Origin of the sequence: Xanthomonas sp. DAR 80977 (genome assembly GCF_041240605.1) — a bacterium.
In the GTDB taxonomy this organism is placed as follows: domain Bacteria; phylum Pseudomonadota; class Gammaproteobacteria; order Xanthomonadales; family Xanthomonadaceae; genus Xanthomonas_A; species Xanthomonas_A bundabergensis.
This window is the reverse complement of the sequence record NZ_CP162487.1, coordinates 692806-714734: the sequence shown is the minus strand read 5'-3', so window position 1 is coordinate 714734 and position 21929 is coordinate 692806. Positions and strand designations below refer to the sequence as shown.

The 21929-nt window shown below is 71.9% G+C and carries 19 protein-coding genes; 10 read left to right on the top strand and 9 right to left on the bottom strand.

Annotated features, from left to right (window positions below; translation table 11 throughout):
• Positions 1-50: 50 nt before the first annotated feature.
• The gene (locus tag AB3X10_RS03180; RefSeq protein ID WP_369979010.1) at positions 51-965 is read left to right on the top strand and encodes a lauroyl acyltransferase; all 915 of its coding nucleotides are present in this window, start codon (positions 51-53) and stop codon (positions 963-965) included.
• A 44-nt stretch (positions 966-1009) separates the two neighbouring features.
• Here the strand turns inward: AB3X10_RS03180 and AB3X10_RS03175 are convergent, their stop codons facing one another.
• Complete coding sequence (locus tag AB3X10_RS03175; RefSeq protein ID WP_369979008.1) at positions 1010-1531, bottom strand: GNAT family N-acetyltransferase; 522 nt, start codon at positions 1529-1531, stop codon at positions 1010-1012.
• Positions 1532-1841: 310 nt separating this feature from the next.
• Here AB3X10_RS03175 and ribA point away from each other — a divergent pair, with 310 nt between their 5' ends.
• The 3 genes from ribA to AB3X10_RS03160 all read left to right on the top strand — a co-directional run bounded on the left by ribA (position 1842) and on the right by AB3X10_RS03160 (position 5182).
• Positions 1842-2966 carry a GTP cyclohydrolase II RibA gene (gene ribA, locus AB3X10_RS03170; RefSeq protein WP_369979006.1) on the top strand — a complete coding sequence of 375 codons (1125 nt, stop codon included), beginning with the start codon at positions 1842-1844 and terminating at the stop codon, positions 2964-2966.
• Positions 2967-3146: 180 nt separating this feature from the next.
• On the top strand, positions 3147-3674 hold the full coding sequence (locus AB3X10_RS03165; RefSeq protein ID WP_369979005.1) for a PH domain-containing protein: 528 nt from the start codon (positions 3147-3149) through the stop codon (positions 3672-3674).
• Entirely contained in the window at positions 3671-5182 is a 1512-nt protein-coding gene (locus AB3X10_RS03160) for a PH domain-containing protein (RefSeq protein ID WP_369979003.1), read from the top strand. The genes AB3X10_RS03165 and AB3X10_RS03160 overlap by 4 nt, the downstream gene beginning before the upstream one ends.
• A 31-nt stretch (positions 5183-5213) precedes the next feature.
• On the opposite strand, the gene AB3X10_RS03155 is transcribed toward AB3X10_RS03160, so the two are convergent.
• From AB3X10_RS03155 to def, 8 genes are all read right to left on the bottom strand, one after another.
• On the bottom strand, positions 5214-6248 hold the full coding sequence (locus AB3X10_RS03155) for a CDP-glycerol glycerophosphotransferase family protein (RefSeq protein WP_369979001.1): 1035 nt from the start codon (positions 6246-6248) through the stop codon (positions 5214-5216).
• Complete coding sequence (locus AB3X10_RS03150) at positions 6248-7081, bottom strand: glycosyltransferase family 2 protein (protein WP_369979000.1); 834 nt, start codon at positions 7079-7081, stop codon at positions 6248-6250. Before AB3X10_RS03150 ends, AB3X10_RS03155 begins: the two co-directional genes overlap by 1 nt.
• Positions 7082-7165: 84 nt before the next feature.
• The gene (locus AB3X10_RS03145) at positions 7166-8464 is read right to left on the bottom strand and encodes an O-antigen ligase family protein (protein ID WP_369978998.1); all 1299 of its coding nucleotides are present in this window, start codon (positions 8462-8464) and stop codon (positions 7166-7168) included.
• Between the two features lie 54 nt (positions 8465-8518).
• Positions 8519-9556, bottom strand: coding sequence for a glycosyltransferase (locus tag AB3X10_RS03140; RefSeq protein WP_369978996.1), 1038 nt, complete (start codon positions 9554-9556; stop codon positions 8519-8521).
• 64 nt (positions 9557-9620) lie between these two features.
• Positions 9621-11336, bottom strand: coding sequence for an ArnT family glycosyltransferase (locus AB3X10_RS03135; protein WP_369978994.1), 1716 nt, complete (start codon positions 11334-11336; stop codon positions 9621-9623).
• Positions 11337-11361: 25 nt separating this feature from the next.
• The gene (gene rsmB / locus AB3X10_RS03130; protein ID WP_369978992.1) at positions 11362-12696 is read right to left on the bottom strand and encodes a 16S rRNA (cytosine(967)-C(5))-methyltransferase RsmB; all 1335 of its coding nucleotides are present in this window, start codon (positions 12694-12696) and stop codon (positions 11362-11364) included.
• A 16-nt stretch (positions 12697-12712) separates the two neighbouring features.
• Positions 12713-13636 carry a methionyl-tRNA formyltransferase gene (gene fmt, locus AB3X10_RS03125; RefSeq protein WP_369978990.1) on the bottom strand — a complete coding sequence of 308 codons (924 nt, stop codon included), beginning with the start codon at positions 13634-13636 and terminating at the stop codon, positions 12713-12715.
• A gap of 122 nt (positions 13637-13758) precedes the next feature.
• Positions 13759-14271, bottom strand: coding sequence for a peptide deformylase (gene def, locus AB3X10_RS03120; RefSeq protein ID WP_369978988.1), 513 nt, complete (start codon positions 14269-14271; stop codon positions 13759-13761).
• Between the two features lie 135 nt (positions 14272-14406).
• Between def and AB3X10_RS03115 the strand changes: the two genes are divergently transcribed.
• From AB3X10_RS03115 to AB3X10_RS03090, 6 genes are all read left to right on the top strand, one after another.
• Positions 14407-15543 carry a LysM peptidoglycan-binding domain-containing protein gene (locus AB3X10_RS03115; RefSeq protein ID WP_369978986.1) on the top strand — a complete coding sequence of 379 codons (1137 nt, stop codon included), beginning with the start codon at positions 14407-14409 and terminating at the stop codon, positions 15541-15543.
• An 82-nt stretch (positions 15544-15625) separates the two neighbouring features.
• Positions 15626-16780 (top strand): DNA-processing protein DprA, encoded by a 1155-nt coding sequence (dprA, locus tag AB3X10_RS03110; RefSeq protein ID WP_369978984.1) that lies wholly within the window; start codon positions 15626-15628, stop codon positions 16778-16780.
• A 43-nt stretch (positions 16781-16823) separates the two neighbouring features.
• The gene (locus AB3X10_RS03105; RefSeq protein WP_010340686.1) at positions 16824-17297 is read left to right on the top strand and encodes a DUF494 family protein; all 474 of its coding nucleotides are present in this window, start codon (positions 16824-16826) and stop codon (positions 17295-17297) included.
• Between the two features lie 22 nt (positions 17298-17319).
• Positions 17320-18033, top strand: a complete 714-nt coding sequence (locus AB3X10_RS03100) for a pilin (RefSeq protein WP_369978981.1) — start codon at positions 17320-17322, stop codon at positions 18031-18033.
• A 39-nt stretch (positions 18034-18072) separates the two neighbouring features.
• Positions 18073-19017: an RDD family protein gene (locus tag AB3X10_RS03095; protein WP_369978979.1), complete on the top strand. Its 945-nt coding sequence runs from the start codon at positions 18073-18075 to the stop codon at positions 19015-19017.
• A gap of 270 nt (positions 19018-19287) precedes the next feature.
• On the top strand, positions 19288-21774 hold the full coding sequence (locus tag AB3X10_RS03090; RefSeq protein WP_369978977.1) for a DNA topoisomerase I: 2487 nt from the start codon (positions 19288-19290) through the stop codon (positions 21772-21774).
• Positions 21775-21929: the final 155 nt, after the last annotated feature.

Below are 21929 nucleotides of genomic sequence, written 5' to 3'. Positions count from 1 at the left end.
TGCGGCCGCACCCGGCCTGGCGCGGCCGGCGCAGCGGATAAACTGGGGCGATGAAACCTGCAACGCTCGCGACCCTGCTGTACCGCTGCGCCGCCGCCGTGGCGCGCCTGCCCTGGCCATGGCTGCGCCGCCTGGCCGATGGCCTGGCCGGGCTGTGGCTGCGCCTGGACGCGCGCGAGAGCCGGGTCACCCGCCGCAACCTGGAGCTGGCCTATCCGGAGCTGCTGCCCAGCGAGCGCATCGCGCTGCATCGCGACGTGCTGCGCTCCACCGCGCGGCAGGCGTTCGAGACCCTGGTGCTGTGGACCCGGCCGCCGGCGCAGAACCTGGCGCGGCTGCGCCAGCGCCACGGCCAGGCGCTGTACGACGCCGCGCTGGCCTCCGGCCGCGGGGTGATCGTGGCCGCGCCGCACTTCGGCAACTGGGAGCTGCTCAACCAGTGGCTGGCCTCGCGCGGCGACATCGCCATCGTCTACCGCGCGCCGGCATCCGACGTCGGCGACGCCTTCCTGCAGCTGGTGCGCAGCGGCGACAACGTGCGCCAGGTGCGCGCCGAAGGCCCGGCGGTGCGGCAGCTGTTCAAGGTGCTCAAGGACGGCGGCGCGGTCGGCATCCTGCCGGACCAGCAGCCCAAGGCCGGCGACGGCGTGTTCGCGCCGTTCTTCGGCGTGCCGGCGCTGACCATGACCCTGGTCAACCGGCTGGCCGAACGCACCGGCGCGATCGTGCTGTTCGCCTGGTGCGAGCGCGTCGGCAACGAACTGGAATTCGCGCTGCAGGTGCAGCCGGCGCCGGAGGCGATCGCCGACCCGGACCCGCTGCGCGCCGCGACCGCGCTCAACCAGGGCGTGGAGCGGGTGGCGCGCCGCGACCCGGCGCAATACCAGTGGACCTACAAGCGCTACACGCTGCGCCCGGACCCGGCCGAACCCAACCCCTACGCCACCGCCCGGCATCCGCACTAGGCCGGCACGCCGCGCAGGGGACGTGCGGCGGCCCGCGCCGGCGGCTAGTCGTCGTGCGGGTCCGCCGGGGTGGCGAGGATGCGCTGGTAGAAGGCCAGGTCCAGCCAGCGCCCGAACTTGAAGCCGGCCTCGCGCACGGTGCCGGCATGCACGAAGCCCAGTTGCTCGTGCAGCGCGATGCTGCCGGCGTTGCTGGCGTCGATGCCGCCCACCAGCACGTGCACGCCGCGCGCCTGCGCCGCCTCGACCAGCGCCAGCAGCAGGCGTCGTCCCAGGCCCTTGCCGCGGTGGTCGCGGTGCACGTACACCGAATGCTCGACGCTGTACTTGAACGCCGGCCAGGCGCGGAACGTGCCGTAGCTGGCGAAGCCGAGCAGGGTGCCGGCCGCGTCCTCGACCCCGATCACCGGGAAGCCGCCGGCGCGCTTGGCCGCGAACCAGCCGACCATGCTCTCCGGCGGGCGCGGCCGGTAGTCGTACAGGGCGGTGGAATGGACGATGGCCTCGTTGAAGATCTCCAGGATCGCGCCGGCATGGCGGTGCTCGGTGCATTCGACGAGGTGCATGCGCGGGTCCTGGAAACGATGGCGGCCTAGATTAGAAATGAATCGGCCGCGCTTGAACATGCCCGCCGCACTTGCCGGCGCGTCGCGGTCGCAACCGGGTGGGTGACCATGCGGGCGTAGGCGGTTGCATGCGGCGCATGCCGAACGGCGCACAGTGCGTTCCACCGCGCGGATGCTGGCGGCGCGGCCAAACCACGCGACAATGGCCGACCGGAACCGCGGCCGCGCCCGCCCACGCGCGACGCGACCCGGCCGTGCCGCCGCCGCCCAGCCTTGAAGCGGCGCCGGAGATCCCCATTTGGAGTCGTGCATGACCAGCCCCGCCCCCACCTCCGTGCACGCCTTCGGCGATCCCGCCGCGATCCGCAGCGAACGCGCGGCCTCGGAGCTGCGGGCCGGCCGCCCGGTGGTCATCGAGGACCGCCATGGCCATGCGCGCGCGGTCATGGCGCTGGACAGCAGCACCGCGCAGTCCTACCTGAGCTTCGCCCAGGCGGCGGCGCAGCGGCATTACCTGTTCCTGACCCCGACCCGCGCGCAGGTGCTGGGCCTGGCCGCGCCGCAAGGCGCGCGCATCGCCCTGGCCGGCCAGTCCTACGACGCGCTGGCGGCGCTGGCCTACCTGCGCGACGGCACGCTGCCGGCGCACTGGCTGCCGGGCGACGCGCTGGATGCCGGCGCGGTCGAGATCGCGCGCCTGGGCCTGCTGTTGCCGGCGATGATCGCGGTGGACCTGGGCGCGGACAGCAGCGCCTTCCAGGGCTGCCAGTCGCTGCAGCTGGACGACCTGGAACACGGCTGCGCGACCACCACGGCCGGCAGCTACGAACTGGTGACCCGCACCCAGGTGCCGCTGCGCGAGCTGGGCAGCAGCGAGTTCGTGGTGTTCCGCGGCGGCGTGGCGCAGCGCGACCAGGTCGCGATCGTGATCGGCCAGCCCGACCTGTCCGCGCCGGTGCCGGTGCGGGTGCATTCCTCCTGCCTCACCGGCGACCTGTTCGGCTCGCTGAAGTGCGATTGCGGCGACCAGTTGCGGCATGGCCTGGCCAAGCTCAAGGAGCTCGGCGGCGGCGTGCTGCTGTACCTGGACCAGGAAGGCCGCGGCACCGGCATCGCCACCAAGATGCGCGCCTACGGCTACCAGCACGACGGCCTGGACACCATCGACGCCGACGCGCAGCTGGGCTTCGGCGCCGACGAGCGCCGCTACGGCAGCGCGGTGGCGATGCTGCGCGGGCTCGGCATCCAGCGCGTGCGCCTGCTGACCAACAACCCGTCCAAGGCCGAGCGCCTGCGCGCGGCCGGCATCGACGTGGTCGAACGCATCCCGGTCACCGGCGCGATCACCGCCGAGAACGAAGGCTATCTGCGCACCAAGGCGGCCCGCGCCGGCCATGCGCTGGACGTGGACGCGCTGCTCCACGCCACGCGCTGATCCGCGGCGGCGGCCGCTGCCGCGACCGCACCGGCGCCGGTTCGCGCCGCGCACACACCGCCCAGGCCGGCGTCCGCGCCGCACGCCGCAACCGCCGTCGCGTTAGGATCGCAGGCCATGCGGCGCAGGCAGTGCGCCCGACCGCCCGCTCGAGAGCCCGCCGTGACCGCACCGCCGCCCATGGACGATCCCCCCGCCGCGCCCGGCGCAGACGCGGCCGCCATTGCGCCCGCGCCCGATGCCGGCTGGCAGCCGCTGCCGCTGCGCGGCGCCTGGCTGGCCGCGCTCGGCGGCGGCGGCATGCTGGGCCTCAGCGTGCTGATCGGCGCGGCGATCTTCGGTCTCTCCACGCACAGCCGCCAGGTGTTGCTGATCGGTGCCGGCGCGGCCGCGCTGGGCGCGCTGTTCGGCGCCTGCATCGCCTTCGTGCGCCATCGCCGGATCCGCTGGCGGCTGGACGCGCAGGGCCTGGACCTGCGCCGCGGGCGGATGTGGCAGAGCGAGGTGCACGTGCCGATCTCGCGCGTGCAGCACCTGGACCTGCGCCGCGGCCCGCTGGAGCGCCTGGCGCGCCTGGCCACCCTGGTGGTGCATACCGCGGGCACCCGGCACACCGCGGTGGCCGTGCCCGGCCTGGACCAGGCCGACGCCGAGCGCCTGCGCGAACGCCTGGCGCACCAGCTCGACCACGACGACGACGCGCTGTGAGCACCTCCCCGGACGCCGAGGACACCGCGGTCCGGCGCCTGCACCCGTGGTCGTGGCTGTTCGTGCTGCTGCAGCACCTGCGGCATTTCCTGCTGCCGCTGCTGGCGCTGGCGGTGTTCGGCGGGCGCGACGGCCGCAACGACCATGCCGACCAGCTGATGATGCTGCTGGTGGGCAGCGCGCTGATCGCCGTGTCGCTGCTGCGCTACCTCACCTACCAATACCGGATCGGCCGCGACAGCCTGAGCATCCGCAGCGGCTGGCTGGAACGCAGCCTGCGCGAGATCCCGTTCGCGCGCATCCACAACGTGGTCGTGCACCAGTCGTTGCTGCACCGGCTGTTCGGCGTGGCCGAAGTGCGGCTGGAGTCGGCCGGCGGGACCAAGCCGGAAGCGCAGATGCGGGTGCTGCGGCTGGACCAGGCGCTGGCGTTGGAGCGGCAGATCCGCCACCGCGCAGGCGACGACACCGCCGCCACCCACGTGGACGCCGCACCGGCCAGCGACGTGCTGCTGGCGCTGCCGACCGCGGAGGTGCTGCGCCAGGGACTGATCTCCAACCGCGGCATGGTGGTGGTGATGACCGCGTTCGGCGCCACCTATCACCTGTTCCCCGAGCGCATGGTCTCCAACGCGATCGAACGCTACGGGCAGCAGCTGTTCGGTTACGCCAGCAATCTGCACCTGGGCTGGATGGCCGGCGCCGTCACCGTGACGCTGATGCTGGCCACGCTGCTGCTGATCATGCGCGTGCTGTCGATGGCGCTGGCCTTGCTGCAATACCACGGTTTCCGGCTCAGCGAGAGCGAGCGCCGGCTGACCGTGGAGCGCGGCCTGCTGGCGCGGCTGCGCAGCAGCGTGGCGCGGCGCCGGATCCAGGCCTGGACCCTGCACGAGGGCGTGCTGCAACGCCTGCTGCGGCGGCGCAGCCTGCACATCGACACCGCGGTGATGGAATCGCACCACGAGCACGGGCAGGCGCTGAAGGAACTGGCGCCGCTGGCGACCCCGGCCGCCTGCGATGCCCTGCTGCACCGGCTGCTGCCGCAGATCGTGTGGCCGCCGCCGCGCTGGCAGGCGATCGCCACGCGCTGCTGGTGGCGGCTATGCCTGCCGGCGCTGTGCCTGGTGCCGCTGGCCTGTGCCGGGCTGTGGCGCGCGTTCGGCGCCTGGGCCGCGCTGGCGCTGCTGTGGCTGCCGTGGTCGGCGTTCAAGGCCTGGCGCCAGGCGCAACGGATGGGCTATGCGCTGGACGACCGCTACGTGGCGGTGCGCGGCGGCTGGTGGACGCGCTGGTGGCGGCTGGCCGAGATCGACAAGCTGCAGGCGCTGCAGCTGACCCGTTCGCCGCTGGACCGCTGCTGCGGCACCGCGACGCTGTGGCTGGATACCGCCGGCGCCCGCCATGGCGAGCCGCCGTTGCGGGTGCGGCTGCTGCCGGAGCCCGAAGCGCGGGCGGTCTACCTGCAGTTGAGCCGGGCGCTGGCGCGGCGCCGGCTGCGCTGGTAGCGGCAAGCGCAGCGCCCGGCCGCGCGCCCGGTCAACGCGCGCCGCGGCCCCAATAGCCGATGCGCCGGCGGATCTTCAGCTTGCGCCAGAAGTTCCAGGGCTTGCGCCGGGGATTGCGTCCGCCCTCGGCGACGAAGTCGTCGATCGCGCGCAGCACGCGTTCGCTGGAGCGGCCGTCGCGATAGGGATGCAGGCCGTCGGCGAAGTCGCGGATCGCCGCCATCAGTTCCGGCGGCCGCGCCAGCGCGCGGCGGATCGCCGGTTCGAACTGCGCCGGGTCGTCGATGTCGATCAGCTGCGGACCCGGACGCCGGTTCTTGAACGTCACCACCGGCTTGTAGGTGAGCAGGAACTCGTTGAGCGCCGAGGAGGTGTCCGAGCACATCAGGTCCACCTGCGGGAACAGCTCCAGGATGTTGTCGTTGTCGGCGAAGCGCAGGTAGTCGTTCTCCAGCGCGCGGTAGCGCGCCACCATCTGCGGGTCCATCTTCGGATGGAAGGTCACGATCCAGCGCCATTCGCCCGTGCGCGACAGCCGCGCGACCTCGTCGTGGAGGATGCCGGCCGCGCTCCACGACGGCGAGAACGTGGAGTGGTACAGGATCACCGGCGGCTGCCGCACCGGCGCCAGCTCGGCGCCGATCTCGCGCATGAACGGGTCGATCTTGGGGAAGCCGGTTTCCTTGACCGCGAAGTGGCCGAGCCTGCGCGCCAGCGCGCCGAACGCGGCGGTGTCGCGCGGGCCGGTGGTGCAGTACAGGTCGAAGAAGCCGCGCACGTAGATGTGCCGCGGCTTGCCGGCGTCGAAGCCGTGGAAGGTCTCGACCTTCACCCCGGGGAAGAAATGCGGCACGGCGTTGCTGGAGGTGATCACCGCGTACGGATCCCAGGCCAGCACTTCCTCGACCGTGGCCAGGTGGCGTTCGTCGGCGCTCAGGTCCGCCGCGCCGGGGCCGTCGAAGAACCACGCCACCTGGTCGCCGCGCGCGCGGATCGCCGCCTGCAGCGGGCGCAGGATCGCCAGCGCATAGCGTTCGGATCCGTACAGCAGGTAATGCTTGCTCATCAGTGCTCCAGATCGTGCCGTTGCAGCTGCGCCCGCGCCTGTTCCACCGAGGCCGGGTTGACCTGCATCTCGTAGTAACGCATGCGCTTGTACAGCGCGTAGCTGGCCGCGGTCTGCGCCACCACGAAGCCGCGCCAGCCATCGAGCATCGCCAGGCGCAGCACGTAGTCCTTGAGGAAGGCGCCGGCGAACACGAACGGGCTCTGCCACATTCTCACCGGCTTGCGCTTGTCGCGCCAGCCGAGCGCCTTCAGTTCGGCGTAGCGCAGCACCTTGAGCTGCTTGTGCACCAGGGTCGGGTTGTGCAGGTGGTTGAACGGCGGCGCGAACTCGGCGCTGGCGCCGTCGAAGCGCAGCGATTCGTGCACCCGCGCATCGCTCCAGCGCGCGCGGCCGCGGTGGTACAGCCGCGCCAGGCGTTCGCCGACCATCGGCCGGTACCAGCGCATCGGCGCCCCCATGTACCAGGTGCTGCGGCGCAGCCACACCGCGTCCAGCCGGTCCTCGGCCAGGAGTTGCGGCAACCGCGCCAGGCATTCGGCACGCAGCGCGTCGGACAGGAATTCGTCCGCGTCCAGCACCAGGATCCAGTCGTGCGCGGCCTGGGTGGAGGCGAAGTTGCGCTGCGCGCCGAAGCCCAGCCAGGCCTGCTCGACCACGCGCGCGCCGTGCGCGCGGGCGATCTCCGCGGTGGCGTCGCTGCTGCCGCAGTCCACCACCAGCTTGTCGGCGGCGAACGGCACGCTGTCCAGGCAGCGCGCGATGTTGGCGGCTTCGTTGTAGGTCATCACCACCAGGCTGAGCGGCAGGGTGGTCGCGGCGGCGTCGGCCATGGCGCTCGGTATCCGGGGCAGCGGTGCACCCTGCGGTCGCGGCGCGGACGGCGCCGCGCCGGTCGGCGGTGCGGGATCGGCAGTCTACCGGCTTCCGGCAGCGCCTTCAGCGGCGCCGGCGCGCGCGCGCGGCGTCTCCGCATCCCAGGCCGCCAGCCCGATCAGCACGCCGACCAGCGACACGTAGAAGCCGGTGGTGACCTGGTGCGCGAACATCGACTGGGTCATGCCGCACAGGATGTAGGCGGCCACCACCATGATCCCGGTCGCGGCCGGGCCGTGGAACTGCGGACACGGCCGCCGCCGGTACAGGCGCAGCAGCAGCCACAGCGGCACGCCGTAGACCAGCACGATCAGCAGTGTGCCGGGCAGGCCCTGGGTCGCGCTCCATTCGGCCAGGTCGTTGTGCGCGTGGCCCAGGTGGCAACGCTCCACCCAGGTCTTGCCGCGGCAATCGGGCAGGCGCAGCATCGCGTTGTCGAAGCGGCCCACGCCGACCCCGACCAGCGGATGCTCGAGGAAGGTCGCGGCCGCCACCTGCAGGCGCTCGATGCGCGCGCCGGCCGAGGAATCGCTGTCGCCGCGCTCGTAGCGCTGCACGTCGTGATGCAGTTCGACCAGGCGGGTCTGCCGGGTCAGCGCCGGCACGCTCAGCACCAGCACCGCCGCCAGCGCCGCGATCGCGCCCAGGATCGCCAGGCGCATGGCGCCGCTGCGCCAGCGCACGCACAGCGCGGTGGCGACCAGCAGCAGCAACATGCCCAGCCACACGCCGCGGCTGCCGCTGAGCAGGATGGTGGCGCAGCCGGCGGCGAGCGCCAGCAGCGTCCATGGCCAGCGCCCGGGCGGGCGGCAGAACACCGCCACCACCATCAGCACCAGCACCACGTCGGCGAGCACGATCGCGTTGGTCCAGCCCTCGGCGCGCGGCTGGCCCTGCAGCACCTGCACGATCGCCAGCACCAGGGTGGCGAAGATGCCCAGCAACGCGCCCCACCACAGCCCCTGCCGCGGCGGGCGCAGCGCGTAGACCCACAGCGCGGTCCACGGCAGCACCAGGAAGCGGGTGCGGTTGTCGATGTCCTTCAGCGCCTGGCCGAAGTACAGCAGGGAGAACACCGACAACCCGATCACCAGCAGCGCCAGCACCGTCAGCCAGCGCAGCGACGGCTGCAGGCCGGATGCGGCGCGGCGCATGCGGCCCAGCGCCAGCACGCTGGTCGCCAGCAACAGCAGCCCGAACGGCAGCAGCCCGCCCGGCATGCTGACCACCAGCGCCGGCAGGCACAGCAGGCCGAACGCGGCGCCCCACTCGGCCACGCTGTGGCGATGGGACGCGGCCGGCGGCCGCGCAGCATGGTGCGACGGGGCTTCTTCGGTCATCTAGGAAGGGAACGGACGCAAAGGCGGTGGGGGGCGATGATCCAAGTACGACCCCTAACCCGACCTGACCTGCACGCGGCCATCGCCGGCCGGCGCAGACGCGGCAGGCGGCGGCGCATCGCCGAGCAGATCGGCCACCACCGCCTGCAGGCGTTCGCCGAACTCGCGCTGGCGCGATTCGAAGAACGTGCGCGCGGCGGTGCCCAGCGCATCGCATTGCATCGGCGCCAGCGCCAGCGCCTGCGCCATCGCCCGCTCGATGCCGGCCGCGTCGATCTGGTAGCGCACGCCGAAGTTGTCCCCGCGTTCGCCGACCGGCGCGATCAGCACGCCGCGTTCGGCGCTGACCAGTTCGTTCATCGGCGCGCCGTCGGTGGTGATCACCACCGCGCCGACGCTCAGCGCTTCCATGATGTAGTGGCCGAAGCCCTCGACCTCGGACGGGCACAGGTGGAAGCGGTGCGCGTTCTGCAGCCGGCGCAGCTCGCGCTGGTCCAGGTAGCCGGTCAGGTAGTCGATGTTCTCGGCGTCGATCGGGCGCGATTTCTTGGCGCTCTGCACCACCGTCAGCCGCGGCCATTCCGGGTGCCGCGCCCAGGTCTGCAGCAGCACCGCGGTGCCCTTGGCCGAGCTGCGCCCGGCCACGTGCAGGCAGGCGCGCTCGCGCGGCACCTCCGGGCGGTAGCAGTCGTCGCTGCAGAACCCGATGAACGCAGTCTCCGGACCCAGCGCGGAAAAAAGCTGCTCGGCCTGCCAGGTCTTGCACAGCACCCGCTGGAAGCGCGGCAGCCAGCGCAGCCACTTGCGGCGGAACCATTCCGGATTGGGCACCAGCACGTTGCGCCGGCCGGCGCCCAGGCAGCGCGGATAGACCCGTTCCAGGAAGATCTGCAGGTCGGCGCGGCCGCGCAGCAGGCTGCGCAGGCCCAGGCGCACTTCGCGCAGATGGTTGGCGAAGCGCACGGTGCCGAAGCCGAGCACCTCCACCCGGTAGCGGCCGCTGCTGCGCAGCGCCTCGGCGACCACCTGCAGGTCGCGGCTCAGGCCGCCGCCGTTGTCGCGGCTGATGACCCGGATCAAACGCATCGGCACGCCCCTCCTCCTGCCGGCACCCGCACGGCGCCGGTGTCGCGACCGAAGCGGGCGCGGCCGCGGCTCACTCGAAGCGGTCCTTGTCCTGCTCGCGCAACTGGTCGCGGTCGTGCGCGGTGACCAGGCACTGGCCGTGCACGGCGGCGGCCGGCACCAGCCACCAGTTGCGGCGGTTGGACACGCCGGCCAGGGTACTGGCGCGGCGATCGATGCAACCGAGCATCGCCGCCTCCTGCACCAGCAGCCAGCGCCGCTGCGGCGCCTGCGCCTGCCAGGCCACGCCGCGGCGCAACTGCTCGTCCCACGGCACCACGAAGCCGAAGGTGGTCGCGGCGCGGTCGGCCATCAACAGGTTCTGTTCCTTCCATGCGACCAGGCCCAGTTCCGCGTCCGGGCCGATGCGGCGGCCCACCGCCTCCATCACCCCGCGGGCGGAACTGGACAGGTTGATCAGCGGATACACCAGCAGCCCGGCCAGCACCCACAGCATGGTCAGCAACGAGGCCAGCGCCAGTTCCGGACGCCGCCGCGCGAACACCGCCAGGCTGGCCACGCCCCACAGGCCGATCGCCAGCAGGATCCAGGCCAGGGTCTGGATGGTGTGCAGGTCGACCCCGCGTTCTTCCATCATCCGCACGCGGAAGCCGTGCCCGGCCAGGATCGCCGCGCCCACGCCGCCCAGCGCCACGGTCACCACCACGGTGAACGCCAGCAGCAGCCGCTTGACCCCGGTCTTGCGCAGCAGCCCCGGGATCAGCGGCGCCATCGCCAGGCACAGCATCGGCAGCGCCGGCAGGATGTAGACGTCGCGCTTGCCGGTGGGAATCGAGAAGAACAGCAGGATCAGCGCCCACCACGCCAGCGGCAGCAGGTAGCGCGGATCGCGCCGGCGCAGGCGCCGCGCCCAGGCCGGGATCGCCCACGGCAGCGCCAGCAGCAGCGGCAGCCACATGCTTGGCATCACCCCGAAGAAATACAGGGGCCCGTGCGGATGGTCCCAGGATTTGGTGTAGCGCCCGGCGGTCTGCCGGAACAGGATGTCGTTGAGGTAGGCGCGGTATTCCGGCTCGTTCGCCGACAGCGCCGTGCTCACCATCGGCACCAGCCAGATCGACACCGCGGCCAGGAACGCCAGCGGCCCCAGCCAGAAGCGCGGATTGCGCACGCCGACCTTGACCCCGCGCCACTGCGCCAACGCTACCGCCGCGGCCGGCAGCAGCATCAGCAAGGCCAGCGCGCCCACGCCCTTGGTGATCGTGCCCAGGCCGGCGGCGAACCAGCCCAGCGCCCACATGCGCCAGTCCGGTCCGCGCAGCAGGTGGCGCAGCAGGCCGTAGTTGGCCAGGGTGATGTAGAACACCACCAGCGGATCGATCTGCGCTTTCTTCGCCTGGTAGGTGAAGTGGAACGCGAACAGCAGCGCATACGCCGCATACATGCCGACCCGGCGCGTCCACAGGCGCCGGCCCAGGTCGTAGACGCAGGCCAGCGTGCCGAGCCCGGCCAGCAGCGACGGCAGCAGGAACGCCACCCGCCAGTTGCCGAACACCTCGTAGAACGATGCCTGCAGCCACATCAGCATCGGCGGCTTGTCCGAGTACAGCTCGGTGCCGCGGTGCGGGAACAGCCAGTTGCCGCTGTCCACCATCTGCTTGGCGACCAGCGCGAAGCGCGGCTCGTCGGCCGGGTGCGGATCGCGCAGGCCGAGGCCGGCGCCGAGCACCAGCAGCGCAAGGATGGCCAGCAACCAGAACTCTCGGGACGCGCGGGTCTTCAGCATGGGACGGGATGATACCGGGGCCGCTTCACGCCGTCTTGCGCAGCCGCGCATAGAAGAAACCGTCGCGGTCCTGCTCGCCGGGCAGGCGCTGGCGGCCGGCGCCGGATGCATGGCCGCAGGCGGCGCCGGGATCCTCGGCCGCGGCGTCGGCGGTGCGCGCCAGGAAAGCGTGCAGCTGGCGCGCGTTCTCGTCCTTGAGCAGCGAGCAGGTGGCGTAGACCAGCACCCCGCCCGGCCGCAGCACCTGCCAGCCGGCGTCCAGCAGCCGCGCCTGCAGCGCCTGCAGCGCGACCACGTCCTCGCGCCGCCGGTGCAGCAGCACGTCCGGCTGGCGGCGCACGATGCCGGTGGCCGAGCACGGCGCGTCCAGCAGCACCGCATCGAACGCCTCGCCGTCCCACCACGTGTCGGGCTGCGCCGCATCGGCGACCTGCAACAGCGCCTGCGCGCCGGCGCCGGTGCGGTCGAAGGTCTCGCGTACCCGCGCCAGGCGGCGCGCGTCCACGTCCAGCGCGGTCAGGCGCAGCGTCGGGTCGCGCTCGAGCAGGTGCGCGGACTTGCCGCCGGGCGCGGCGCAGGCGTCCAGCACGCGCGCGCCGGGCGCCGGCGCCAGCACGTCGGCGACCTGCTGCGCCGAGCCGTCCTGCACCGAGATCCAGCCCTCGGCGAAACCGGGCAAGGCGCTCATCGCCACCGATTCGGCCAGGCGGATCGCATCGGCCAGGTCCGGCGCCGCCTGCGCGGCGATGCCGGCCTCGGCCAGCCGCTGCAGGTAGGCATCGCGGGTGCCGCGCTGGCGGTTCACCCGCAGCCACAGCGGCGCCGCCTGCTGGCTGGCGGCGAAGATCGCCGCGGCCTGTTCGGGCCAGTCGGCGTGCAGCGCATCGCGCAGCCACAGCGGCCAGCCGGCGTCGGCCGCCACCGCCGGCAGCCCGTCGCGCAGCGCGCGGCGCAGCAAGGCGTTGACCATGCCGGCCTGGCGCGGCCGTTGCAATGCCCGCGCCGCCTCCACCGTCGCCGACAGCGCCGCATGCGGCGCCAGGCCCAGCACGTCGAGCTGGGCGAAGCCGGCCATCAGCAGCGTGCGCAGTTCGGCGTCGCGCTGCGGCAGCTGCTTCTGCAGCCACAGCCGCAGCGCGGCCTCGTAGGCCGGGCGCCGGCGCAGCACGGCGAAGCAGATCGCCTCGACCAGGGCGCGGTCGCGCGGATCGGGCAGCGTCGGCAGCGCCATGGCCAGTTCGGCCTTCAGCGAACGGCCGCGGTCGATCACCGCGCTCAGCACGCGCGCGGCGACGACGCGGGGCGCGACGCCCGGCGGCGGCGGCACGGCGGCAGGCGGCGCGACGGGCGTCTGGGTCATGGCCGGTCGCGCCGGTTCAGGCCAGCACCGGCAGATCGCGCCGGGCGTTGAGGTAGTCGGCGGCGGTGATCGCCTTGCCGCCTTCGCGCTGCAGCACGCGCAGGCGCAGCGCGCCCTGGCCGCAGGCGATGTCGATGCCCTGCCTGGACGCGGCCAGCACCGTGCCCGGCGGCTGCGCATGCGCCAGCTCCAGCGCCACCGCGCCGTGGATGCGCACGCGCTCGCCGGCCAACACCGCCTCGGTGATCGGCCACGGATTGAACGCGCGCACCCGCAGCGCCAGCTGCGCCGCCGGCTGCTGCCAGTCCAGCCGCGCCTGCGCCTTGTCCAGCTTGTGCGCGTAGGTGACGCCGGCGTCCGGCTGCGGCTGCGGCACCGGGCGGATGCCGGCGCGCAGCAGGCCCAGGCCGTCGGCCAGCACCTGCGCGCCGAGCGCGGCCAGCCGGTCGTGCAGTTGCCCGCCGGTCTCGCTGTCGCCGATCGGCGTGCGCTGCGACATCAGCACCGGCCCGGTGTCCAGCCCCGCTTCCATCTGCATCAGGCACACGCCGGTCTCGCTGTCGCCGGCCTCGATCGCGCGCTGGATCGGCGCGGCGCCGCGCCAGCGCGGCAGCAGCGAGGCGTGCACGTTCCAGCAGCCATGGGTGGGGATCGCCAGGACCGCCTTGGGCAGGATCAGGCCGTAGGCCACCACCACCATCAGGTCCGGCTGCAGCGCGCGCAGGGTCTGCAGCGCCTCCGGCGAGCGCAGGGTCTCCGGCTGCAGCACCGGAATGCCGCGCGCGATCGCCTCCAGCTTCACCGGCGACGGGGTCAGCCCGCGGCCACGCCCGGCGGGCCGGTCCGGCTGGGTATAGACCGCGACCACTTCATGGCGCTGCGCGGCCGCGCGCAACGACGGCACGGCGAAGTCCGGCGTACCGGCGAAGACGATTTTCATTGGGCGGGGATTCGGGAGTGGGGAGTGGGGATTCGCAACGGCGGGGTTCGGCGACCGGAAGGGAATCCGACTCGCGCTTACGAATCCCCAATCCCGAATCCCGACTCCCGGCCTTCAGGCCTTCAGGCCACGTGCTTGCGCGCCTTGGCCAGCTTCTTGCGCACCATCTCGCGCTTGAGCGGGGACAGGTAGTCGACGAACAGCTTGCCGTCCAGGTGGTCCATCTCGTGCTGCACGCAGACCGCCAGCAGGCCGTCGGCGGACAGTTCCTGCGGCTGGCCCTGGCGGTCCAGGTAGCGCACGACGATGGCGTCGGCGCGGGTCACGTCGGCATAGATGCCCGGCACCGACAGGCAGCCTTCCTGGTACACCTGCTCGCCGTCGCGCTGCACGATCTGCGGATTGATGAACACCTGCGGGGTGTTCTTCTCCTCGCTGACGTCGATGACCATGAAGCGCTGGTGCACGTCCACCTGACTGGCCGCCAGGCCGATGCCGGGGGCCTCGTACATGGTCTCGAACATGTCGTCGAGCAGGCGCTGGAACGCCGGCGTGGTCACGTCGGCAGGGTCGACCTGCACCGCCTTGGTGCGCAGGCGGGGATCGGGGAATTCGAGGATGGGAAGCAGGGCCATAGCGGTACCCAGATGGGGGCGCCGGAAAATTCGGCAAGACCGGACAATTCTACCGCGTTCTCGCCGGCGCTTGCGCCGCGCCCTGGGTTCTGGACTATAGTGCGCGGACCTGTTGGGGAATCAGGCTCCGCACTCATGTTCAATCGACTCCGTACGGTCGTCGCCGTCGCGATGCTCACCGTGGCGACCTATGCCGCTTCCGCGAGCATGGCCGCCGAACACCCTGACACCTACGTGGTGCGCAAGGGCGACACGCTGTGGGACATCGCCGGGCGCTTCCTCGGCAAGCCGTGGCTGTGGCCGGAAATCTGGCAGGCCAACCCGCAGGTGCAGAACCCGCACCTGATCTACCCCGGCGACGTGCTCAGCCTGGCCTACCTGGACCGCGTGGCGCGCGCCACGGTCAAGCCCGGCCCGCGCCAGGACGAGCCGATCGACGCGATCCCGCTGTCCGACGTCGAACCGTTCCTGAAGAACCTGCGCGTGGCCGACAGCATCGACGGCCTGCCCTACGTGGTCGGCGTCGAGGACAACCGGCTGCGCGCCACCGCCGGGCAGCTGGTCTACGCGACCGGGCTGAGCAACGCCCAGGCCGGGCAGCGCTACGCGGTGGTGCGCCCGACCGTGCGCTACGAGCTGCCCAGGCTCAGCGACGACCTGAACAACGAGGGCCGCAGCACCCCGGGCACCGGCAACCTGTGGCAGAGCTTCGTCGCGCCGGACAACAAGCGCCGCGAGACGCTGGGCTACGAACTGGCCCAGGTCAATATCGGCACGGTCACCCGCGTCTCCGCCGACGGCAGCCAGGCCACCACCCTGCTGCTGCAGGACAGCGCCCGCGAAGTGCGTGCCGGCGATCGCCTGATCGCGGTCGAGGCGCAGCCCTACGACCTGCAGTTCATCCCGCACCCGCCCGCGGCGCAGGCGCTCGACGCCGGGCTGCGCGTGCTGGCGGTGGCCGACGCGTTCAGCGCCGCCGGCCCGCACGACGTGATCGCCATCTCCGGCGGCCGCCGCGAAGGCATCGACAACGGCACCGTGGTCTCGCTGTGGCGGCACGGCACCCGGGTCAACGACCGCGTGCGCCATCCGAACACCTCGCGCGCCGACGACGGCTTCACCGGCGGCGCCGGCACGGTCGCCCTGCCCGACGAATACGCCGCGCACGCGATGGTGTTCCGCACCTTCGACAAGGTCAGCTACGCGCTGGTGATGGACGGCATCAAGCCGACCCGGATCGGCTACGACGTGAAGCACCCGGACGCACGCTGACCCGCGCACGCGGGCAAGTCCTACATCCACAGCAGACGGCGCCCGAGGGCGCCGTCCGCGTTTGTGGCCCAGCCTGGGGCGCATGTCCGCCCTGACCGACCACGCGCGCCCCGATCCCGCCGACCCCGCCTTGCTGGCGCTGGCGCTGGCCGGCGGCGCCAGCGCCCCGCGCAGGCGCCTGCTCGAACACTGCGGCAGCCCCGCCGCCGCGCTGGCCGCCGGCGACGCCGCCTGGCGCGCGGCCGGGCTGGACCCGGCGCAGATCGCGGCGCTGCGGCAGCCGGACCGCGCCGCGGTGGACGCCGCACTGGCCTGGCTGGCGCAGCCGCGCCGGTACCTGCTCGGCTGCCACGATCCCGACTATCCGGCGCTGCTGCTGCGCAGCCCCAACCCGCCGCTGGCGCTGTACCTGGAAGGCGACCCGGCGGCGCTGTGGCATCCGGCGGTGGCGGTGGTCGGCAGCCGCTCGCCCAGCGCCGGCGGCCGCGACAACGCGCATCGCTTCGCCCTGGCGCTGGCCACGGCCGGGCTGGCGGTGACCAGCGGCATGGCCGCCGGGGTCGATGCCGCCGCGCACGCCGCGGCGTTGTCGCGCCAGGACGGGCTCACCGTGGCGGTGGTCGGCACCGGCGCGGACCTGGCCTACCCGCGCCAGCATGCGGCCCTGCGCGAGCGCATCGCCGCGCGCGGCGCGGTGGTCAGCGAGCATCCGCCCGGCACCCCGGCGCGGCCCGGCCATTTCCCGGCGCGCAACCGGATCATCGCCGGGCTGGCGCTGGCCACCCTGGTGATCGAGGCCGCCACCCGCTCCGGCGCGCTGATCACCGCGCGCCTGGCCGCCGAGGCCGGGCGCGAGGTGTTCGCGCTGCCCGGCTCGATCCACAACCCCATGGCGCGCGGCTGCCACCGCCTGATCCGCGACGGCGCCGGGCTGGTGGAGAGCGCCGAGGAAGTCCTGGCCGGCGTCGCGCCGCTGGCCGCCGAACTGGCCGACGCCTTGCGCGGGCGCCTGCGCGCCCCCACTGAGAGGATCGCCGACGACCCCGGCGCCACGCCGTCCTTCCCCCATCCCGACTACCAGCGCTTGTGGCAGGCGCTGGGCCACGACCCCACCTGTATGGATTCAGTGATCGCGCGCACCGGATTGACGACCGCGGCGGCGTCCTCCATGCTGCTGGCCATGGAACTGGATGGCTACGTGGCGGTCGAACGAGGTCGTTACACCCGCAAACCCTAGTTTCTTCACCTCCACAGCGTCTAGCGACGCAGGCCGAGGGGCAATGAAAGAGAGCATTCTGGATGTCCTGCTGTACCTGTTCGAACATTATTTTAGCGAGGATGCGGACCCGGTCCGCGATCGCGACTCCCTCCAGAATGGCCTGATCCAGGCCGGCTTCAGCCCCACCGAGATCAGCAAGGCGTTCGATTGGCTCGATGCCCTGGCCGACCAGCGGCCGGCCGTGGCGCAACCGCGCATCGACGGCCCGATCCGCATCTACCACGGCCCGGAGCTGGACAAGCTCGACGTGGAATGCCGCGGTTTCCTGCTGTTCCTGGAACAACACGGCATCCTCGACAGCGACCAGCGCGAGCTGGTGCTGGACCGGGCGATGGCGCTGGACCAGGACGAACTGGACCTGGACGACCTGAAATGGGTGGTGCTGATGGTGCTGTTCAACCAGCCCGGCGCCGAGGCGGCCTACGCGTGGATGGAAACGCAGATGTTCGTCGACGAGCCGGAGCCGGTGCACTGACGCACTGACGGGCCCTGTCCGCATGCACGAGGAACCCGCCCACAGCGCCTGGTACTACGCCGACGCGGCACGCCAGCGGCACGGCCCGCTGAGCACCGCGGTGCTGCTGCAACGCCTGCGCGACGGGCTGCTGGAGCGCAGCACCCTGATCTGGCGCGAAGGCATGCCGGAGTGGCGGCCGCTGCACGCGCTCGCCGACGAACTGGGCCTGTCGGAGCCGCCGCCACCGCCACCGCCGCTGCCCCCGCCGGCGAGCGCCGCCCCGGCCGTGCCCGCTGCGGCCCCGCGCAACGGCCTGTCCGGCTGCGGCGTCGGCGCGATCGTGGCGGTCGTGGTGGGCGCGGTGTTGCTGTCGATGCTCGGCATCCTCGCCGCCATCGCCTTGCCCGCGTACCAGGACTACACGCTGCGCACCAAGGCCACGCTGGCGATCGGCAGCATCACCCCGCTGAAGGCGCAGATCTCCGGTTTCGCCATGCAGCACGGGCGCTGCCCGGTGAACGGCGACGACGGCTTCGGCACCGCGCAGAGCTACGCCAGCGAGTTCGTCGCGCAGGTGCGGGTCGGCCGTTTCGACAACGGCCACTGCGGCCTGGAAGCCACCTTGCACGCGCCCGGGAAGGACAAGCTGGATGGCAAGGCGCTGTGGCTGGACTACGATGAGCGGAGCTCGGCCTGGAAGTGCAGTTCCGAGCTGGACGACCGCTACCTGCCCGCGCCCTGCCGCGGCGGCTGAGCGGAAACGGATTTTCGATCGCAACCCTGGGGGACAGGAATGAGTGAGTGGTACTACGCCGACGCGGCGCAACAGCGTCACGGACCGATGCCGGCCGACGCGCTGCAGCAATGCTTTCAGCGCGGCGAGGTCGGCCTGACCACGCTGGTCTGGCGCGACGGCCTCAGCGAATGGCATCCGCTGGCCGACTTCGTCGACGAACTGGGCCTGACCCAGGCAGCGCCGGCGTTGGTGCCGGCCGACGCCGCCGAGGCGCCGCCCGCCGCGCCCGCGCAGGCATTGCCGGCAGCCTGGACCACGCCCGTGGCCGATGCCGCGGTGCACTCGCCCTACGCCGCGCCCAGTGCCTCGACCGCCGAGACCTCGCACTTCGTCGCCGGCGGCGAGGTGGTGCAGGCCGGCTTCTGGAAGCGCACCGCCGCCTACCTGATCGACGGCATGCTGGTCGGCATGGTCGCCCAGGTGATCCAGTTCGCGATCATGCTGGGCTTCTTCGGCTTCAGCGGCCTCGGCGGCGGCAGCACGCCCAATTTCAATACCGCCAGCGGCATCGTCATGCTGGTGCTGGTGTACCTGGTGCCGCTGGCGATGTCGGCGCTGTACTTCGGCCTGTTCCACGCCTCGACCAAGCAGGCCACGCTGGGCAAGATGGCGGTCGGCATCAAGGTGGTGCGCGGCGACGGCAGCCGGATCAGCGTCGCCCGCGGCATCGGCCGCTACTTCGGCTTCCTGCTGAGCAGCCTGACCATCTTCATCGGCTTCCTGATGGCCGCCTTCACCGAGCGCAAGCAGGCCCTGCACGACATGCTCTGCGACACCCTGGTGGTGGACAAGTGGGCCTATACCGACCACCCGGAGTGGCAGCAGCGCAAGCTGGGCACGGTCACCGTGGTGATCCTGTCGCTGTTCGGGGTGCTGATGGTCGTGGTGCTGCTGGTGATGCTGCTGCTGATCGGCGTGGCGGCCAGCGGCAACTGGCACTGAAGGCCGGGATTCGGGACCGGGGACCCGGGACCCGAAGAACGGAAGTCGGCAGGGCCTCGCAAGCGTGCGCATTTTCCGGCATCGCCGGCGGCGGCGCTTGACAGCCGCCGCCGGACATGTCCACTAATAAAAAGAGACGCAGCTGAACGCCCGGGGTGCCTGCCCCGGGCGTCGGCCTCTCTGAACACCGCAACGCTTCACTAACCGGAGCAATTGCGCCACCCTACCGCCCCCAGGGCGCCCGCCCCGCCCATCGAAGCCCAGTCCGCCATGTCCAAGCACCTGCTCATCGTCGAATCGCCCGCCAAGGCCAAGACGATCAACAAATACCTCGGCAAGGACTTCCACGTCCTGGCCTCGTATGGGCACGTGCGCGACCTGATCCCGAAAGAGGGCGCGGTGGACCCGGACGACGGCTTCGCGATGCGCTACGCGCTGATCGAGAAGAACGAGAAGCACGTCGAGGCCATCGCCAAGGCCGCCAAGGCCGCCGACGACATCTATCTGGCGACCGACCCGGACCGCGAGGGCGAGGCGATCAGCTGGCACATCGCCGAGATCCTGAAGGAGCGCGGGCTGCTCAAGGACAAGCCGCTGCACCGGGTGGTGTTCACCGAAATCACCCCGCGCGCGATCAAGGAGGCGATGGCCAACCCGCGCCAGATCGCCGTGGACCTGGTCGATGCGCAGCAGGCGCGGCGCGCGCTGGACTACCTGGTCGGCTTCAACCTGTCGCCGGTGCTGTGGCGCAAGGTGCAGCGCGGCCTGTCCGCCGGCCGCGTGCAGTCGCCGGCGCTGCGCATGATCGTCGAGCGCGAGGAGGAGATCGAAGCCTTCATCGCCCGCGAATACTGGAGCATCGGCGCCGACTGCCTGCACCCCTCGCAGCCGTTCGCGGCCAAGCTGGTCAAGCTCGACGGACAGAAGTTCGAGCAGTTCACCATCACCGACGGCGACACCGCCGAAGCGGCGCGGATGCGCCTGCAGAAGGCCGCGCAAGGCGCGCTGCACGTCACCGACGTGGCCAGCAAGGAGCGCAAGCGGCGCCCGGCGCCGCCGTTCACCACCTCCACGCTGCAGCAGGAGGCCTCGCGCAAGCTCGGCTTCACCACCAGCCGCACCATGCGCGTGGCGCAGAAGCTGTACGAAGGCGTGACCCTGGGCGACGAAGGCACGGTCGGCCTGATCAGCTACATGCGTACCGACTCGGTGAACCTGTCGCAGGACGCGCTGGCCGAGATCCGCGACGTGATCGCGCGCGACTTCGGCACCGGCGCGCTGCCGGACAAGCCGAACATGTACCAGACCAAGTCCAAGAACGCGCAGGAAGCGCACGAGGCGATCCGCCCGACCAGCGCGCTGCGCACCCCGGCGCAGATGGCCAAGTACCTGGACGACGACGGCCGCCGCCTGTACGAGCTGATCTGGAAGCGCGCGGTGGCCTGCCAGATGGTGCCGGCGACGATGAACACCGTCACCGTGGAGCTGGCCGCCGGCAACGAGCACAGCTTCCGCGCCAGCGGCACCACGGTGATCGACCCGGGCTTCCTGGCCGTGTACGAGGAAGGCAAGGACCAGAAGGCCGCCGAGGACGAGGACGAGGGCCGCAAGCTGCCGCCGATGAAGCCCGGCGACCGCATCCCGCTCGACCGCATCCACGCCGACCAGCATTTCACCGAGCCGCCGCCGCGCTACTCGGAAGCCTCGCTGGTCAAGACCCTCGAGGAATACGGCATCGGCCGCCCGTCGACCTATGCCTCGATCATCCAGACCCTGCTGTTCCGCAAGTACGTGGAGCTGGACGCGCGCCGATTCCGCCCGTCGGACGTGGGCCGCGCGGTCAGCAAGTTCCTGTCCGGCCACTTCACCCGCTATGTCGACTACGACTTCACCGCCAAGCTCGAGGACGAGCTGGACGCGGTGTCGCGCGGCGAGGAGGAATGGCGGCCGCTGATGGAGAAGTTCTGGGGCCCGTTCAAGGAACTGGTCGAGGAGAAGAAGGAATCGGTGGACCGCTCCGAGGCCACCGGCGCGCGCGAACTCGGCACCGACCCCAAGACCGGCAAGCCGGTCAGCGTGCGCCTGGGCCGGTTCGGGCCGTACGCGGCGATCGGCAGCACCGCCGAGGACGCCGAGGACAAGCCCAAGTTCGCCTCGCTGCGGCCGGGCCAGAGCATGCACACCATCACCCTGGACGACGCGCTGGAACTGTTCCTGATGCCGCGCGCGCTGGGCGAGGACAAGGGCGAGGACGTCAGCGTCGGCATCGGCCGCTTCGGCCCGTTCGCCAAGCGCGGCAGCGTCTATGCCTCGCTGAAGAAGGAAGACGACCCGTACACCATCGACCTGGCGCGCGCGGTGTTCCTGATCGAAGAGAAGGAAGAGATCGCGCGCAACCGCATCATCAAGGAATTCGCCGGCAGCGACATCCAGGTGCTCAACGGCCGCTTCGGCCCGTACATCAGCGACGGCAAGCTCAACGGCAAGATCCCCAAGGACCGCGAGCCGGCCACGCTGACCCTGGAAGAAGTGCAGAAGCTGCTGGAAGAGACCGGCAAGCCGGCACGGCGCGGCTTCGGCGCCAAGAAGGCCGCGGCCAAGAAGGAAGCCGCGCCGAAGAAGAGCGCGGCCAAGAAGGCCGCCGCCGACGCCCCGGCCAAGCCCGCGGCGAAGAAGGCGGTCAAGAAGGCGGTCAAGAAGACCGCGAAGAAAGCCGCCAAGAAAGTGGTCAAGAAGGCCGCGGCCAAGCGCGCCTGAGCCACCCCGCTGCTGCGGATGCGACATCCGCACCGCAGCAGCGACGCCGGATGGCCGATGGCCATCCCTCGCGCCACGCGGTCCGACAACGCCCGCCGCGATCGCAGGCCCACCGGACCTGCTTCGGCCGCAGCGCCGCAGCGACTGAAACAATC